This window comes from Cellvibrio mixtus subsp. mixtus J3-8, from assembly GCF_000766945.1.
Lineage (GTDB): Bacteria > Pseudomonadota > Gammaproteobacteria > Pseudomonadales > Cellvibrionaceae > Cellvibrio > Cellvibrio mixtus_A.
The window spans coordinates 49,370-65,968 of record NZ_KN266213.1; the positions used below are offsets into that span (position 1 = coordinate 49,370).

At 42.9% G+C, this 16,599-nt stretch carries 12 protein-coding genes; 3 read left to right on the forward strand and 9 right to left on the reverse strand.

Features of this window, described 5'->3' with window-relative positions; all coding sequences use genetic code 11:
- From A596_RS23175 to A596_RS18610, 5 genes are all read right to left on the reverse strand, one after another.
- Positions 1 to 3,904 (reverse strand): calcium-binding protein (locus tag A596_RS23175; protein WP_039917638.1); only part of this gene is annotated, 3,904 nt, incomplete at its 3' end.
- Between the two features lie 44 nt (positions 3,905 to 3,948).
- Positions 3,949 to 5,019 carry a lysozyme inhibitor LprI family protein gene (locus tag A596_RS22315; RefSeq protein WP_052417677.1) on the reverse strand — a complete coding sequence of 357 codons (1,071 nt, stop codon included), beginning with the start codon at positions 5,017 to 5,019 and terminating at the stop codon, positions 3,949 to 3,951.
- Between the two features lie 219 nt (positions 5,020 to 5,238).
- On the reverse strand, positions 5,239 to 5,496 hold the full coding sequence (locus tag A596_RS18600; protein WP_039917639.1) for a hypothetical protein: 258 nt from the start codon (positions 5,494 to 5,496) through the stop codon (positions 5,239 to 5,241).
- 459 nt (positions 5,497 to 5,955) lie between these two features.
- Entirely contained in the window at positions 5,956 to 7,173 is a 1,218-nt protein-coding gene (locus tag A596_RS18605; RefSeq protein ID WP_039917640.1) for a glycosyltransferase family 4 protein, read from the reverse strand.
- Between the two features lie 292 nt (positions 7,174 to 7,465).
- Complete coding sequence (locus A596_RS18610; protein ID WP_039917641.1) at positions 7,466 to 9,871, reverse strand: DNA internalization-related competence protein ComEC/Rec2; 2,406 nt, start codon at positions 9,869 to 9,871, stop codon at positions 7,466 to 7,468.
- A gap of 174 nt (positions 9,872 to 10,045) precedes the next feature.
- Between A596_RS18610 and A596_RS18615 the strand changes: the two genes are divergently transcribed.
- Positions 10,046 to 10,588 carry a DUF2062 domain-containing protein gene (locus tag A596_RS18615; protein ID WP_039917644.1) on the forward strand — a complete coding sequence of 181 codons (543 nt, stop codon included), beginning with the start codon at positions 10,046 to 10,048 and terminating at the stop codon, positions 10,586 to 10,588.
- A 74-nt stretch (positions 10,589 to 10,662) separates the two neighbouring features.
- On the opposite strand, the gene A596_RS18620 is transcribed toward A596_RS18615, so the two are convergent.
- From A596_RS18620 to A596_RS18630, 3 genes are read right to left on the reverse strand one after another with little or no spacing between them, the layout of a single operon-like run.
- The gene (locus A596_RS18620) at positions 10,663 to 11,892 is read right to left on the reverse strand and encodes a lipoprotein-releasing ABC transporter permease subunit (RefSeq protein ID WP_039917645.1); all 1,230 of its coding nucleotides are present in this window, start codon (positions 11,890 to 11,892) and stop codon (positions 10,663 to 10,665) included.
- Position 11,893: 1 nt separating this feature from the next.
- On the reverse strand, positions 11,894 to 12,601 hold the full coding sequence (lolD, locus tag A596_RS18625; RefSeq protein ID WP_200882969.1) for a lipoprotein-releasing ABC transporter ATP-binding protein LolD: 708 nt from the start codon (positions 12,599 to 12,601) through the stop codon (positions 11,894 to 11,896).
- Positions 12,602 to 12,627: 26 nt separating this feature from the next.
- Positions 12,628 to 13,866 (reverse strand): lipoprotein-releasing ABC transporter permease subunit, encoded by a 1,239-nt coding sequence (locus A596_RS18630; RefSeq protein ID WP_039917647.1) that lies wholly within the window; start codon positions 13,864 to 13,866, stop codon positions 12,628 to 12,630.
- A gap of 158 nt (positions 13,867 to 14,024) precedes the next feature.
- On the opposite strand from A596_RS18630, the gene A596_RS18635 reads away from it, so the two are divergent.
- Together A596_RS18635 and A596_RS18640 are read left to right on the forward strand one after the other, a co-directional pair.
- A complete protein-coding gene (locus A596_RS18635) occupies positions 14,025 to 14,597 on the forward strand; it encodes a PilZ domain-containing protein (RefSeq protein ID WP_039917649.1) in 573 nt (190 codons plus the stop codon).
- 58 nt (positions 14,598 to 14,655) lie between these two features.
- Positions 14,656 to 15,030: a hypothetical protein gene (locus A596_RS18640; protein ID WP_039917651.1), complete on the forward strand. Its 375-nt coding sequence runs from the start codon at positions 14,656 to 14,658 to the stop codon at positions 15,028 to 15,030.
- 80 nt (positions 15,031 to 15,110) lie between these two features.
- Here A596_RS18640 and sthA read toward each other — a convergent pair whose 3' ends face one another.
- Entirely contained in the window at positions 15,111 to 16,526 is a 1,416-nt protein-coding gene (gene sthA / locus A596_RS18645; RefSeq protein WP_039917653.1) for a Si-specific NAD(P)(+) transhydrogenase, read from the reverse strand.
- Positions 16,527 to 16,599 lie beyond the last annotated feature (73 nt).

The window sequence follows — 16,599 nt, forward strand, 5'->3', positions numbered from 1 at the left end:
TTAACGCGAGTTCGGCATTAATGCGCTGCACATCCCACACATTATTGTTATCGAAATGAATTTGCTCGATTGAATTTACAGTGAGCTCACCTTGTGTATTGAAAGCATTGAGCACAGTAATACTGTCAGTGTTATTGATGCGGATAATGAGATTATTGCTGGTATCCCTGCGTAAACTGACCTGGGATTCCGTAATACCTGTTGCAAAATGGAGATGATCCGTACCACTCACATCATCAATCAGATCAGCGCCATCACCTGTGGCAAAATAATAATGGTCATCACCTTTATCGCCGTATAATTTATCGTTACCTTTTCCGCCGGTGATAGTGTCTGCATTTATGTAGCCAACAAGAGTATCACCAAACTCAGTGCCAACCAGATTGATTCCTTTTGAGGACTCTTCAAGGATGCGTGGCAAATCCCATACCTGGCCATCATTAAATTCAATACGTTGTATTGCTTTATTGGGGAACACACCATCTGTGAGTGCGTTAAACATATTGCTGACAACAATTTTCTGATCATCAGCGATTACGATTAATAAATTATTATCAACTCGACTCAGTAACAATTGGTTCGCGTTAATCCCTTCCGCAAAACGAATAGTATTGGTGCCACCACTTTCTATAAGGGTATCAATACCATCACCTGCACGAATTAAATAAGTATCGCTGCCTATACCCCCTGTTAACGAATCATCACCGCGCCCACCAATCAAGGTTGAACCACCGGCATGAGCATAAAGCGTGTCATTAGCCAAACCACCAACCAACTGCGTTCCTGCCGTTTGAGCAGTGCGATTTACTTGCGAACTTAGCCGGGCAAGAATAACGTCATCAATAGCCGTCGCGTTGTTTGCTGTTGCTGACTCTTTAAATTCATCAACACTATTGCCTAAAGCAATTTGACCCACAGAGCCATTGAGCCCATTAAAAATATAAAATGCGGCATTGCCTACGCGTAAAACCAAATCATTATTGGTAGCAGTAGCACGAATTTGATCCAGAGAGGAAACACCAACCAGTGCAAGGGTGTTATTTCCCTCATTGCCTGTAATTGCCACCATATGGCCAGGACTGGCAGCAGCCTGAGCATTGCCGGTGTAAGAAGATTGTGCTGTATAAGCAAGTGAATCACTGGAGCGACTTGCAGCTGATGCGCCACCGGCGTGTTCAAATACAATGTCTTCTATAATGAAAATATTATTGCCAGCACCACCATTAAAACCTAAATCGTCAACTGCACCAACAATAGTGTCATCACCATTTCCACCATCAAATTTATCCTGACCATCACCACCAATTAAAAGGTCATTATCATCACCACCACTTAGCTCATCATTGCCGTCACCACCAATGAGAATATCCTTACCTTTTTCACCAAAAAGCGTATCCTTTCCGGTCCCGCCATCCAGAACATCATTTCCTCCACCCGCAAAAATCACATCATTGTCAGCACCGCCAGATAGATAGTCCGCGTAGATACCGCCCGATAATGTATCGTTACCTTCATCACCAAATAAATTAGCTCCTTTGACTGTAGCGAGCTTATTGGCAATTTCATCGGACAACGCCACGAATGTGGTTATTGCTGTTATAGCGGGTGATGGATTACTACCAGCCATAGCTAATCGTCCATTATTGGAATAGTCATACGTGAGCGTATAACTTCCAGGAAAACTATAACCAACATCGCCACTACTATGGTTAGTTGTGACACTTCCATCCTTGCCAATATATTTCACATTCTCAATGGCCGAACTGTATTCAGCAAAACTGTTGGTGAAATTCTTATAAAATTCATTTTTTATGTTGTAGGTCGTTCCGCTTTGCTCGACCCTGAATTCCATTTGGGCAATTGCATCTGCATAAACTTCATCGCGTGTGATTGCTCTGTGCCCTACGATTTTCTCCAAATCATTTTTATGCAGCTCTTTCAGGTTATTAAATTGAAAATAGGCTGGGCCTGATGACACCAGAACATCGTTATCAGCACCACCATGCGCAACTGCCCCTCCGATAGACGCATAGATAAAATCATTCCCTGCACCGCCATCAATGCTATCTGCACCAGTTGCATCAACTTTGGCTTTAAGGTTATTGATAACATCACCATCCAGCGTGGTAGTAAAACCACCGGAAATAATATCGTCGCCCGCTCCACCGAGTAATGTATCGCTGCCTTGCAGCATTCCCATAATGATGTCATTACCTGCACCGCCATCCGCTTTTAAACCGGAATATGCATAAATATTCAGTGCGGGATTTGTATCGCGCAAATTATCGAGGGTAATCGCATTATTTTTTTCATCGCCATTAACAACACCGGGAGTTCCAGTTGCTGGTGTTGATGTGTCAATGGTTAGGGAAATGCCGAGGTGACCGGGTTGCCAATCGCGAATCAGAATAGTGCCGTTAGCGGCATCGGTGAGTGAATTTATGAGAAGATCAGTGGATGAACCGTTATTTATTTTTATGGCTTCAAAGCTTTTTGAATCATCGCGGAAAATAATATCGGAGCCATGCAGGGATTTGAAATTACCGGACCAACCGGTTATTGAAATTGTACCGCTACCGTCAGAGTCTTTGATAATGTCAGTGCCGAAATCGTTTTCGAATTTATAGGTATCATTGCCTGCGCCGCCATGCAGTACATCGGAACCTTCATCACCAGAGAGAGTATCCTCCCCTTCACCACCAAAGACTTGATCGTTGCCCTCACCCGCATAAATTTCATCGTTCCCCAAACCACCGAAAATAATATCATCGCCTTTTTGACTGAGAATATAATCATTTCCTGTGAGCCCCATAATCAAATCAGACTTATCAAGAGGCCGGGCTGAGTCAGATAATGTACCCAGTGCATCATCAAACACGCCATTGGTGTGATCACCAAATATAAATTCTCCATCCAAATGCTGAATTAAACCCAGGTAATCACCTTGTAATTCGTCGTAGCCATTTGTTTTGACCCAATTAATAGCTGGGTTCAACTCTCCATAAATATCAGAGACACTACCACCAAGCAAAAATGGAGCGAAGTTTTCGTCTTCATTTGCTAAAACTCGTGCAGATTCTCCTTTTCTTACATCTGCATCATAATCAAGAATATGATTCCTATGCTTAGAATACATCTTTACTGCGTTAACAACGTCAGTTTCCGTTAATAATAAGCTAGTCGGAAACAGCCCAATCATTTCACTTTCTATATACTTTCGTTTTGCAACTCCTCTTTGGATATTTTCAGGTGTTCTACTACCAACGGTGTTGTAACGAATTTCATACCATAGTTCTGCACGATTTCCTTGATCAAACGCCCTACGCATTGAAGGAGCAACACCTGTATTTACATCACCACGATAAGCCATTGAAAGCAAAGCCAAGCGCTCATACGAATCAGGAATAACACCTTCACCACCAGCCCAGCCATTGACACGATCTTCATAACGCTCAACACCTGCATCAAAGGGATCAAGCATTGCAGGGTCGTCAACACCTGCATAAGTAAATGTTTGCTTGCGTTCGTTATTAGCACCCGTGCCATAAATAGAATTCAACCCCGTATCGGAATACCTGCTTGCCATAATCCGGTTCAATTCATCCGTTAATTGCTGAACATTTAATGCATTATTGGCGCAGGTATTTCTGAGTTGATCTACGTAGTCACTTTCTATAGCTCTTGCAACAGGATTATCACGAAAAGCTGCCGCACTAAAATTTACACCCATTGAAGTAATAACAGATTCAGCAACACCAGCATCCCGAAGGTTATAGCCAATTCCTATTGTCGGAATACCAATACCATCGTCATAAACAGCAACCCTCTTGGCCTCCAACAACTCAATAAATGTTTGACGCAGTGTTTCGTAGGTTGTTGTATCCAACTCATTAAAACTGATCATATAAAACTCCTGTTAGTTAATCCCTGTAGATCAGAGAGGTAAGTTTATGGCCATACAAAGTGATAAAAACATTTTTCATCTGCCCCCATAGCGTTATGGTGACTAGGAACCTTGCTTAAACGTAACTCTGAATAAAATTGATTTTTTCCTTTTGATAATCTCTTTTCATCCATAGTTACGAAATACAACTCATTTTTGTAGTTAAAAAAATCACCCGAATTGGGGTGCTGAAAGTCTTTGGGTGCCCCCTTACTTCCACTTAAAGTAAAAATATTTTTAAATTCCATGTCCGTAATATAATATTTACCATAGTTTCTTCGAGAACCAACACGCTGGTAGACATCGCAGTTTTTAACATCATCGTCATGGCTATAATAATGTAGTAAATTTTCTTCTTTTCCATCATTGTTAACATCTAACGTTATGTAATTTAGCACTGCATGCCTTTTAACTGACTCAAATATTTCTTTCCATTGCAAATCATCATTAACTTTTTTCAATCCAAAAGCGTTATATCTAGAGCTAAATCTCTCAATATCACGAATGATACTTTCATGGTTTTTAATATCTAATGGCTTCCATGCTAACGGCTTAAACCCCAAATCAGCATTTAGTTTTAGCTCACATAACATAGGATTTATGGATGGAAACGAATTGAGATTTTCCCGAAATGCCTGACAAAGAGGCTTATCTTCTGATTTGGATACAAGATCACCATTGCCATTCAAGGCATCACCAACCCAAATATATTTTCCTACTTTTCCTGCGGCTTCTTTCACTTGCATTTCTGCCTGAAGCAATAGGGTTGCCTGGTTTCTATATGCTGTACTTAAACAATAAATATCTTGGCATTTATTTCTGGTGTCTTTTAGCCAGGTACGTTGCAGTTGCTTTAATGCCTCTTTATCAACAACTGCATCCATTGCGTTTTTATAAGCCATTGCCAGCTCTTCATCACTTCTTGACAAAAGACTACTCTGACAGATCATTTTTTCAACATTTGTAGTTGCTTTGGCACAATCAAAACTTGCTGCCTGTAATAAGCTGGAGAAAGCTGCAAATCCGGCTATACCGATTATTTTGAGAATTGCTTTTTTAGATACTGCATTACTCATACGATTTTCCTCAACATACTAAATGCCTGCTCGCCTCTGTTGAATTGCGAGCAGGAAAACGAAATAAGAATGGGAATATAAATCCACGATTGGGATATTGATTTGGCTTGTTTGCCAGTACGTCCATTTTTACATCCAGTGTTTTGAGGGATTCATTGAATTAATGAATCATCCATTGTCCTGAAAATTTAGGTGGGTATGTATACAGCGCGAATAATATCAACTGGCGCCATTTTGTAAACAGGGTTTAGGCGACATATCTATAAAAAATACTTCATCATTTTTTGTATTGAAATAGAAAGTCATTTTTTTGTGAAACTCTTTCAGATTATTAAACTGAAAATAGGCTGGGCCTGATGACACCAGAACATCGTTATCAGCACCACCGTGAGCAACTGATCCCCCGATGGAGGTATAGATAAAATCATCACTTTCACCGCCATCCGCTTTTAAACCGGAGTATGCGTAAATATTCAATGTGGGATTTGTATCGCGAAAATCATTAAGACTTTATCAAATGCATCTATTTTTATAAAACAAAAATCAAGTGAAAAGGGATTTTTTCATGAGAATTTCTTTCAGCTGCTGTTTACCAAAATGATACTAACTTACCTGCAGTATATGGAGCATTCATCCAATATTTTTTTATAATTTTTTCATTAATTTTATTTTCAACTTCATAAAAATGTACGCAATTCCAAGTACAGCCAAGCAAATCGGAGTAGTTAATCATTAATTTTTTCTCGGATTAATTTCAATAAAATTTTCATAATAATAATCGGTGCAGCATTTTGATACTGCACAATTCTGCGCGCACATCCATCCAACAATTCCTATCGCATTAACAATTGTTTTTTTAACTGCCTTATTCAATATTTTCTTCAACATACTGAAATTTTGTGCTATTAGTTTTACATGAAAAGGAATAAATTAAAATCAGAAAAATATTTTCTCAACCCACAACTTTTGCTTGGGTAAACATTCAGACTCCAAATCATAATTACTAAAAATAAAATCCCTCGCAAAATCACCTAACCGTTTCCGTTCCTTTGGGTTATTTAACAACTCTGTAACATTGTTAACTATTTCTTGCTGATCAAAAAAATCCACCAAAATACCGGTTTCATTATTTTTGATAACTTCCCTGACCGGTTCTGTATTACTGGCAACAATGGAGCAACCGATACTCATGGCTTCCATAAGGCTCCAGCTCAGCACAAAGGGATAAGTTAAATAAACATGTACCGTAGATATTTGCAGCAACTGGATGAAGTTGGGATAAGGCAATTTGCCAACGAAATGCACGCGGCTCATATCCAGCTGGCTTTTTACTTCCTGTAAAAATAGTTCCTTCCAGGTTGTTCCTGCTGGTGGTTTTGCGCCGTAACTTACATCATCCCCACCGACAATAATTACTCGTGCCTTGGGGTTTTGTTTGAGGATTTCCGGTAAGGCACGCATAAAAATGTGGTAGCCGCGCATGGGTTCCAGATTGCGGTTTACGAAGGTGATTATCTGGTCATCCCTGGTGATGGTTTTACCATTTAATTGCATGGTTACCTGGGGATTTGGTTTTAGCAGTTGGGTATTTATTCCGTCGTGGATGACGGATATTTTGGATTTAAAATATTCCGGGAATACTGAACGCTGGTAATGAGTGGGAGATAAACCGGCATCTGCTTGCAGTAGATGCAAATCAAAACTGGCATTTTTTAATTTCAACCGGCAGGCAAGATCTTCTTCTTGTTGGGAAAATTCGGGATCGAAATTGCTGTCCGCACCTTGCGCTTGATAATAAAACTCGCAATAAAGAGCGAGTTTTGCTGTTGGCCATACTTCTTTTAAAAATAAACTTTCACCCCAACCGGGATGGGCAATGATTACGTCAGGTGTAAAACCCTGCTTTTTTAATGCTTGTGCCGCCCAAAACGCCGCTTCCGCACGAATGGTTTTGGTTTCCATATCCACCAGCCATGGGTGGATATTTTCACTGCTGCTGCGTTTTATTTCATAGTGATGCACTCTTACGCCGCGAGGCACAGAGCGTTTGCTGGGCGTTAGTACGCGAACATCATTTTTGATATCGGCGGCTAATGCAGGAGCAAGGTGCACAAACTGCGCGGGGAAATTTTGATGGATAAACAACACTCTCATTACCAGTCATTCCTGTTACTTGTTATATGGATTTTTTGTGTTTGTGGCACAAATGCACTATCAACGTTAGCTGAACTAGTGGTATGGCTCAAGGCGATGCGGAATTGTAAATTCGAAGACAGATATAGAGCATACTGATGTGGATAGTGCGTGCTGCCAAGCACTGTAGAGGATTGTCCATGGCTCATTCCATTTATCTAATTAAATATCTGGTGATTCTAATAAATGTTTACTCAGGCACGCAATCATCTAAACAACATTGTCGATAATTTAACAATTCCATGAGGTTGAATCATTCAAACCAATATCGGCGGTGCGCTTTCCGGTATTCCGCAATTATTACGGGCTTATCTTGATACCATTCAAACAATAACGCTCCTGATTCTGCAGTATTTAGTTCACGCGAATTTATTGTTTGAAAACGACGGAGAATTTGCGGATGTGGATGGCCGTGCTGGCTGCGATAACCCGCCGAATAAACGACGATTTCAGGAGTAGCATGACGAACAAATTTAATACCCGAAGAAGTGCGGCTACCATGATGGGCTGCGAGTAGCACTGTCAGATTTTCAGGAATTTTATTTTCACTCAAAAGCTGATTTTCAACACGGGTTTCTATATCACCGGGCAGCAATATGGTTTGATCTTGATAACGAATCAGCAACACACATGACTTATTGTTATCGCTCGCATTACGCGTGGCACGCACGGGTAAAAATTCAAATGAGACCTTATGCCATTGCCATGGTTTCTGTTGATGGCAATTTTCTGTTACGGAAGAATCCGGTTGATTGAAGCTTGTATTTTCAATATCACCCAATAGTATTTTTTTTACGCTCACTTTATCCAGAAAACTGTTTAATCCACCAGCATGATCCATATCATTGTGGCTAACCACTATTACATCGATATCTGAAATTGCCTGGGAAAATAAATAAGGGGCCAGAATTGCACCGCCTGCATCAAAACTCTCGGTGTACTTTGGGCCGGTATCATAAACAAGGGTTTTATCTTTTACTTGCACAACCAACGCTGTGCCCTGCCCTACATCCATAACACTGATCTTTAATTCAGGAACATTTACCGCCGGTACGAAATAGGCAAGCCACGCCCCTAATGCCAAGCCACACCAACCGATTGCCCGATGTACTAGCCCTTTAGGTAACAACAGCACCAAACAACTAAAAGCAATTAAACACGATAACGCGGGCGAAAAGGCAACAATCGGACTTGCATAGTCGCCCGACCAATCAAGGCATTTTTGTAAAATAACCTTTAATACCTCCATAGCAGCACCAGCCGTGTTCAATAAAAAATCACTGATTGAAGAAAATGATTTTTGCAATGACGCACTGATAAGCAGCAATGGCACCACGAAAAATGTAATTAGCGGTATTGCAATTGCATTTGCGATGGGCGCCACCAAAGAGATGTTGTTAACCAATACACTCAAGGGAATTAACAACCCAATAAACATTACCCATTGAGAGCGAATAAAACCCAGGCTCATATCGCGCAAGGAAAAACCACGCCAGTGATTTTCATTTTTTTTGGAAATAAATCGCCCGGAAAAATAAAATAACAGTAAAGCAACTGCACCAAACGATAACCAAAACCCCATATCGTAAGCGGCAAGCGGATCAATAATTAATACCAATGCCAGTGCACAACAAAAGATATCAACGATGCGTACACTACGTTGTGCCAGGCAAGCAATATAAAATATGCTTAGCATAATGAGTGTGCGCACGGTAGGAATGTTAAAACCGGCGAGCGCGGAATAAAAACTTGCGCAAGCAATTGCCATGATCCAGGCAATAACAAATGCAGGGCATGGGCGCCAAAACAGCTGAATGAATTTTCCAGCACCCAGGCCAATATAAAATCCAAATAGTGCTAGAAATCCGATATGTAAACCTGAGATAGCAATGAGATGGCTAGTGCCAGTTTGTTGCATACGATTCCATTGCTCTTTCTCTACATGCGAAGAATCACCAATTAATAATGCAATTAAAATTCCCCGCTCACTGGAATTGCTGTGTAATAAAATCCATTGTTGTAATAACTGGCGTTGGTGATCAATCCATTCACGCCAATGTACTACTATTGGATAATTTTCAAGCTTCACAGTATTAGTTGAATTGATAACATAGCCTGTTGCGCCGATTCCTTGTCGCAATAACCAGGCGTGATAATCAAAGCCCGCCGGATTTGCAAAACCGCGCAGGCGTTTCAAGCGAACCTCTAGCTGCCAGGCTTGTCCAACAATTAATTCCGGTAATTGTGTTATTTTTTGGGTGTTAGTATTTTTGTGGTAAGCGGAGTACCAGCTAAGTTGGAGCTTCTCAGGGAAATCGTCGATATCGAGGATATCGCCTTGTGAATTTATTATTTGGTGGACATTGAAATTAAAACGCGAACGACGATCATTGGTGTCCGGCAAATCAGCTATGACACCAACAATTATTAAATCTTTACCGACTAAAGATTCATTCAATTGCATTGCTAGTAATTGATGGCCGGAGTATACGCCCCACCCTAGCCCTGATAGTAATGCCACCGCCCAATAGTGGCGGGTGTAACGGATGAGCAGCACCAATAAAATTAATAGCCCCCACAGTAATACGAGCTGGGGAAGACGTGGAAAAAAACTGACGGCGATAACGCCAATGGCAAACAGGACCAAGCGAATAGGCATAAGGTTAATCCTTTAACGATGTAGCTGATAAACCCCTTGTCATCAGATTGTCGTGCAGCTTATGGCATCCTGTGAAGGCTAACAAGGTCGGCGCAAGTGCCATTAACATGGCCTTGGCCGGATTTTACGGGCATAATGCCCCTTCTTTTTTAGACAGTAACCTGGTTTTTTGGCATGGCGCGAAACTTACTGAAGCGATATATCCCGACCCCCGCTGCTATTAAAAGCAACCCCGCATTCCATTTCCTGGGCGATTTGCTGCACGATCCCAACCTGTTCCACTTAAATCGTCATTCTGTTTCCGTTGCTATGTTCTGGGGATTATTTGTTGCAATCCTCCCCATTCCCGGCCAAATGCCGGTAGCTGCTGCTGCTGCACTTTTTTTTCGCTGTAATCTTCCCCTTGCAGTAGCTTTGACATGGATCACTAATCCATTCACGATGCCTTTTTTCTTTTTCATCACCTATCAAATGGGTAGGTTGGTATTGCAGTTGGACCCGATTACCCTCACCGCACCGGAATTGAGTTGGGATTGGCTAGCCAATGAATTTGGTCATTTGTGGAAACCTTTGGCAGCAGGCTCAATTATTACCGGATTATTGTTTGGGACATTGGGATATTTTTCGATGCAAGCCTATTGGCGCTGGCATGTGAACCATAATTGGAAAAAGCGCCAGAAAAAACGTGCGGACCGACAAATAAATACCGAAAAATAAAATATTGAAATGAAAAAAGCCCGCAACATTGCGGGCTTTTTTATTTTGCATTGCTGATTATTTATTTCTAACCATTATTCATAACGCAGTGCATCAGCAGGCTGGATTCTAGAGGCTCGCCATGCAGGATAAAGCGTGACAAAAAAACTAATTAATAATGCGGTCCCCACCACTTTTAACACATCGCTCGCCACAATTTCTGACGGCAAATAGGTTGTGGGGTAGACATCAGAATGCAAAAACTGGATACCAAATAATTTTTCGATGCCCTGCACAATAGTGGTGACGAAATAAGAAAGAACAATTCCAATCACGAGCCCAATGCTGGTTCCAATTAAACCAATCAAACCGCCCTGCACCATAAAAATACCCATAATCTCTACGGTAGAGGCACCCATAGTCCGCAAAATAGCAATGTCGCCTTGCTTATCGACAACCACCATAATCAAGGTTGAAACCAGGTTAAATGCGGCAATTGCTATAATCAAAAACAGCAACATGCCCACCATGTTTTTAGACATTTGAATGGATTGGTAAACACTGCCGTGAGTGCGCATCCAACTCGATCCGTAATAATCTGCCGGCAAGGTTTGCATAATGTCCCGCACCACTTGTGGTGCGGCAAATAAATCATCTACTTTTAAACGTATACCTGAAACTTGCCCTGGAAATCCGGCAATTTCAGCCGCTTGATGTAATTCCATCAGTGCAAGACCATTATCAATATCAGTGTGCGTATTTAAAATCGCGATCACATGGACAACTTTTACACGCGGTGCTGCGCCACCTTCAGCAGGAATAATTAAATTTAAACTCTCCCCGACTGCTGCATTAATTTTTTCTGCGACACCACGGCCAAGCACAATTGCCCCCGGAGTTGTGGCAAGCGAATCCAAAGTCCCCGCAGGTAAAAATTCCGGCAGTTTGGAGGTTGTGTGTTCTTGTGCAGGATCAATACCAAATATTTGTGTGGGGGCTACTGCTTTATTTTGACTCAGGAGTCCCTGTAATTGCACAAAGGGAGTTGCAGCAATGACACGCGGATGCTGTTTAACCTGTGTGATTAAAGATTCCGGATCACTCATAGCGTGACGATGCAACACACTGGCTTGCGGCATCACACCTAAAATATTTTCGCGCAATTCACGATCAAAACCATTCATGATCGACATCACCAGAATCAATAAGGCAACGCCAATCACCAAACCTGCTGTCGATAGCCGCGAAATAAATGAAACCAAATGACTATGGCGGCGGGAAATTCCGTAGCGCGTGCCAACTAAAAATATGTAACGTTTGAACATATTAAAGTTCGGCCACCAGCAAATTACCTTCGCGCAATTCGCCTTCTGTTAGCGTGAGAGTACGATCCATGCGTGCCGCCAAACGCGGATCATGAGTGACTATTACAAAGCTGGTGCCTATCGAGCGATTTAATTCCAGCATTAACGATTGGATAGATTCTGCGGCATGGGTATCCAGGTTTCCTGTGGGCTCATCCATTAGTACGCAAGCAGGATTGGTCACCAATGCGCGCGCAATGGCCACGCGTTGACGCTCTCCGCCGGAAAGCTCGGAAGGCTTATGATTAACGCGCTTTGCGAGACCAACACGCTCCAATAATTTTAACGCGCGCTCTTTGGATTCAGCGATGGAATGTTTGCCGATTAACAGCGGCATGGACACATTTTCCAGCGCGGTAAATTCGGGCAATAAATGATGGAATTGATAAACAAAACCCAGGCTGCGATTGCGCAAACGGCCGCGCTCATCGGCACTCAGACGCGATAAATTTTGATTTGCTACAGTGACTTCTCCGCGATCTGGAATATCCAATCCGCCGAGGATATTCAGCAAAGTCGATTTCCCTGAACCCGATGCACCGACAATTGCAACACGCTCTCCCGCCAATATTTGCAAATTTACATTGCTCAATACACTGACTGCCAACGCACCCTGGCCGTAATGTTTACTGACGTGCTGACATTCAAGTACAGCGCTGCTGTTATTCATAGCAATAACCATCAACAAGAGAGAAATTATTCGTAGCGCAACGCTTCTGCCGGCTCAATTTGCGCAGCGCGATATGCCGGATAAAGTGTTGCGAGAAAACTTAGACCCAAAGCAATACCGCAGATAACAGCAACATCCTGCCATAACAATACGGATGGCAATTGGGTAATAAAATAAACCTCGGGGTCAAAAATTTGTAAGCCCAATACAGATTCAAACACCGACATAATGGACGTTAAAGTCAGTGCAACGAAACAGCCAAGAATCGTTCCGATAAAAGTACCGATAAATCCTACTGCACAGCCTTGCACAATAAATATCGCCATTACCTGCCGCGCGTTTAGGCCTAATGTACGCAGCACAGCGATGTCCGAGCGTTTGTCTGCAACCATTAACACCAGGCTGGAAACAATATTAAAGGCAGCGACAGCGATAATAATCATCAACAAGGAGCCGACGACTATTTTTTCCATTTTGACCGCCTGGAATAAACTCCCCTGGGTTTGGCTCCAGTCGCGCACACGGAATTCATCGCCAAGGCTTGCGCGAACCTGATTCATAATCAGGCCGGCGGAATATAAATCTTTTGTTTTAACGTGGAGACCTTGCACGCCGGTTTGTCGTAAAAATTTTTGCGCATCCGTTAAATGGATGAGCGCTAGCGTACTGTCCACCTGCGCTCCCACTTCGAACACACCAACCAACGTAAAGTTACGTGAGCGGGTAAATGCTCCCATCGGCGTAATATTGATTTCTGGCGAAGTCACACGAATTTTATCACCGGTTGCAAGCATCAACCGACTGGCAAGGATTCGCCCCATAACAATCCCGTATTCACCGGGCTCCAACTGGGCCATATTGCCAACAATCATATGTTGGTCGACAACCGATACTTTCGTTTCCACAGCCGGGTCAATACCGTGTAATTCAATTGCCTCTACACCGCCATCATAGGTAACCATTGCCGAACTCTGGATATAAGGAGCCGATGCAACTACACCGGGTTGGGCATTTACTTTTGTAGCCAACGCCTGCCAATCACTAACCATCGGTTGCTGATCAATAAAACCATGGGGGATGACATTCAGGATGCGCCCCTTCATTTCCCGATCAAAGCCATTCATAACGGAAAGCACAATAATCAAGGCCATCACCCCTAATGCCATACCAATCAGGGAGAAAGCACTGATAAAGGAAATAAACTGGTTGCGGCGCTTGGCACGGGTATAGCGCAAGCCTATGTAGAGGGGGATATTTTTCAGCATGGGCGCATTAAACCTAATTGGCCCCCTTTGCTCAAGCAAAACTGCATGCTTATCAAACAAAACCCGTTTTCCACAAAAACTGGCCTCCGGTAAAACATGAACAACCTGCGTAGCTTGTGCTATGTTTACTGCATCACAGTTTTTGGAAGCTTCAGGTCATGAGTGAACGTCGTAGTTACTTTCGGATTGATGAAAGTATCGCCATTGAATTTAAAGAGGTGGACGAAATAACGGCGAATACCGCCGCTGCAGAACTGCAATTCCCCAATACAGCCTCGCTAAAGTTGTTTGCTGAGCTACGTAAAATCGATAATGACAATGCCCATTTGTTCCATCAAATCAAAGAAACCAGCCGTGCTTTGGGTGAGTACTTACACAACTTGAACCGCAAAATCGATATTATCAGCCAACAGTTAATGGCTGATTCAAAACCACTTCCCCCATCAAAGACTATCAAACAGGTTAACCTCAGTGAGGGTGGCATTGCATTCGGTAGCTCCCGTGCGGTGGAAATGAACAGCCACATCGCCTTGCGCCTGATTTTTTTGCCCAGCAATGCCGGCCTTGTGCTGTTTGCCAAAATTATTCGTTGTGAACCGAGTAACACCGGTGAATACCAGATTGCGGCAAAATTTCATCGTGTCAGCGATGGTCAACAACAGTTAATTGGCCAACAGATAATGCGTGCGCAGATGGCCGAACGCAGGAAGAGCCAGCAGTATCTGCAATAAATTTTCTAAGGGCCTTATGCAGCAATGAAGCTCGGGGCTGTAACTCTCCGGGGCAATTATGTTTCGATCCAAATCTCTCAGCGGCGTATTATTGTTGCTTACAGCAGCAATACTTCCAGCTCCAAGCTCGATTGCAGAAGAAATTCGTATTCCTGTTGGCGAGCAAGCCAAAACCCAACCGGCCATAGATATGCCAACAAAAGGAATGAGCAAGGAACGGGTTAAAAGTTTATTTGGTGAACCTTTGGAGGAGGTGCCAGCAAAAGGGCAGCCACCTATTTCGCGCTGGAAATACCAGGAGTTTACAGTTTATTTTGATAGCAATACGGTGATTCATTGTGTGAGGAATTTTCATCCAAAAGTGGAATCTGGACAGCCACAATCGGAGGAAAATTCGCCAGCCGCACATCACAATGAAGATACTGTGCAGTAAAAATATTCACAGAGAAAATGCAGATACGGAGCAAATGAAAAGGGCGCGATAAATCGCGCCCTTACGGAAAAAACGTCAAGTCAACGACGACTGATACGATTTACGCCATCCAGCGCAGCAATTCGATAGGCTTCTGCCATGGTTGGGTAGTTGAAAATATTATTGAGGAAATAATGGATATTATTGCCCTCACCTGTTTGTTTCATAATGGCTTGGCCGATATGAACAATCTCGGCGGCCTCCGCACCAAAACAATGGACACCGAGTATTTCCAGCGTATCAACATGAAACAAAATTTTTAACATGCCGACATCTTCACTGCTAATTTGACCGCGTGCCGTATTTTTAAACAACGCACGCCCTACTTCATAAGGCACTTTTGCCTGGGTTAATTCTGTTTCAGTTTTACCTACCGAGCTGATTTCCGGCAGGGTATAAATTCCAGTAGGGACATCATGCACTAATTGGCATTGATCGCCAAAAATACCGCCGGTTACTGCGCGGCCCTGACCATAAGACGCACTTGCCAAACTGGGCCAGCCAATGACATCGCCAACGGCATAAATATTTTCAACCTGGGTGCGATAGCAATCATCCACTTTTAAATTGCCGCGATGATCCGCTTGTAAACCTGCTGCACTCAAATTCAGATTATCGGTATTACCGCTGCGACCGTTACACCATAAAATCGCATCGGCTTTCAAACGCTTTCCGGATTTCAAAAATAAAGTAACGCTGCAATCACTGGCTTCAATCGCTTCATATTCTTCGCCGTGGCGAACAGTTACGCCGCTATCACGCAGGTGGTAACTCAATGCATCAGAAATTTCGTCATCGAGGAATGACAATAAACGATCACGGTTGTTAATTAAATCAACGCGCATGCCCAAGCCGGAAAAAATCGATGCGTATTCACAACCAATGACACCCGCACCATAAACAATAATATGCCGCGGTGTGTGCTCCATTTCCAGGATGGTGTCACTGTCATAAATACGCGGGTGATTGAAATCAACATCCGCCGGACGATAAGGGCGCGAACCGGTGGCAATCACAATTTTTTCAGCGTGAATACTTTCAACACCACCGTCTAACAATGAAAGACTTACCGTGTTTGCGTCAACAAACGATGCCTGGCCGATATGCACATTCACGCGATTGCGCACATAAAAGTTGGTGTGCATCTCTACTTGTTTGGGAATCACTTTTGCTGCTGATTGCAAAACGCGCGGGAAAGTCAGGCGGCGGCTATCGCCGATTTCGCGAAATAAACTATTGCTTTTGAATTGGATAATTTGCTTGACGACATGACGCAAGGATTTGGAAGGGATTGTACCTTTGTGTGCACAACTGCCACCCACCAGTGCCCTGTTCTCTATCACTGCGACTCGCTTGCCGATTTTCGACGCAGAGATAGCGGCACTTTCACCGGAGGGTCCGGAACCGATTACCAAAAGATCGTAGCTGTGATCTGCCGATTTTTTACGACCAGTCAATTTATTTCCCCTTACTTATCAATGTTGGCGCCTGTTTAGTTTAGCAACAAGCATTCCGCTTTACGCAGTAAAT

Excerpts from the sequence above, each read along its gene's own strand:
- A596_RS18605 (WP_039917640.1), bottom strand. The coding sequence starts at position 7,173 with ATGAGAGTGTTGTTTATCCATCAAAATTTCCCCGCGCAGTTTGTGCAC.
- A596_RS18620 (WP_039917645.1), bottom strand. The coding sequence starts at position 11,892 with ATGTTCAAACGTTACATATTTTTAGTTGGCACGCGCTACGGAATTTCC.
- A596_RS18610 (WP_039917641.1), bottom strand. The coding sequence starts at position 9,871 with ATGCCTATTCGCTTGGTCCTGTTTGCCATTGGCGTTATCGCCGTCAGT.
- A596_RS18615 (WP_039917644.1), top strand. The coding sequence starts at position 10,046 with ATGGCGCGAAACTTACTGAAGCGATATATCCCGACCCCCGCTGCTATT.
- A596_RS18640 (WP_039917651.1), top strand. The coding sequence starts at position 14,656 with ATGTTTCGATCCAAATCTCTCAGCGGCGTATTATTGTTGCTTACAGCA.
- A596_RS18635 (WP_039917649.1), top strand. The coding sequence starts at position 14,025 with ATGAGTGAACGTCGTAGTTACTTTCGGATTGATGAAAGTATCGCCATT.
- A596_RS22315 (WP_052417677.1), bottom strand. The coding sequence starts at position 5,019 with ATGAGTAATGCAGTATCTAAAAAAGCAATTCTCAAAATAATCGGTATA.
- lolD (WP_200882969.1), bottom strand. The coding sequence starts at position 12,601 with ATGAATAACAGCAGCGCTGTACTTGAATGTCAGCACGTCAGTAAACAT.
- A596_RS18630 (WP_039917647.1), bottom strand. The coding sequence starts at position 13,866 with ATGCTGAAAAATATCCCCCTCTACATAGGCTTGCGCTATACCCGTGCC.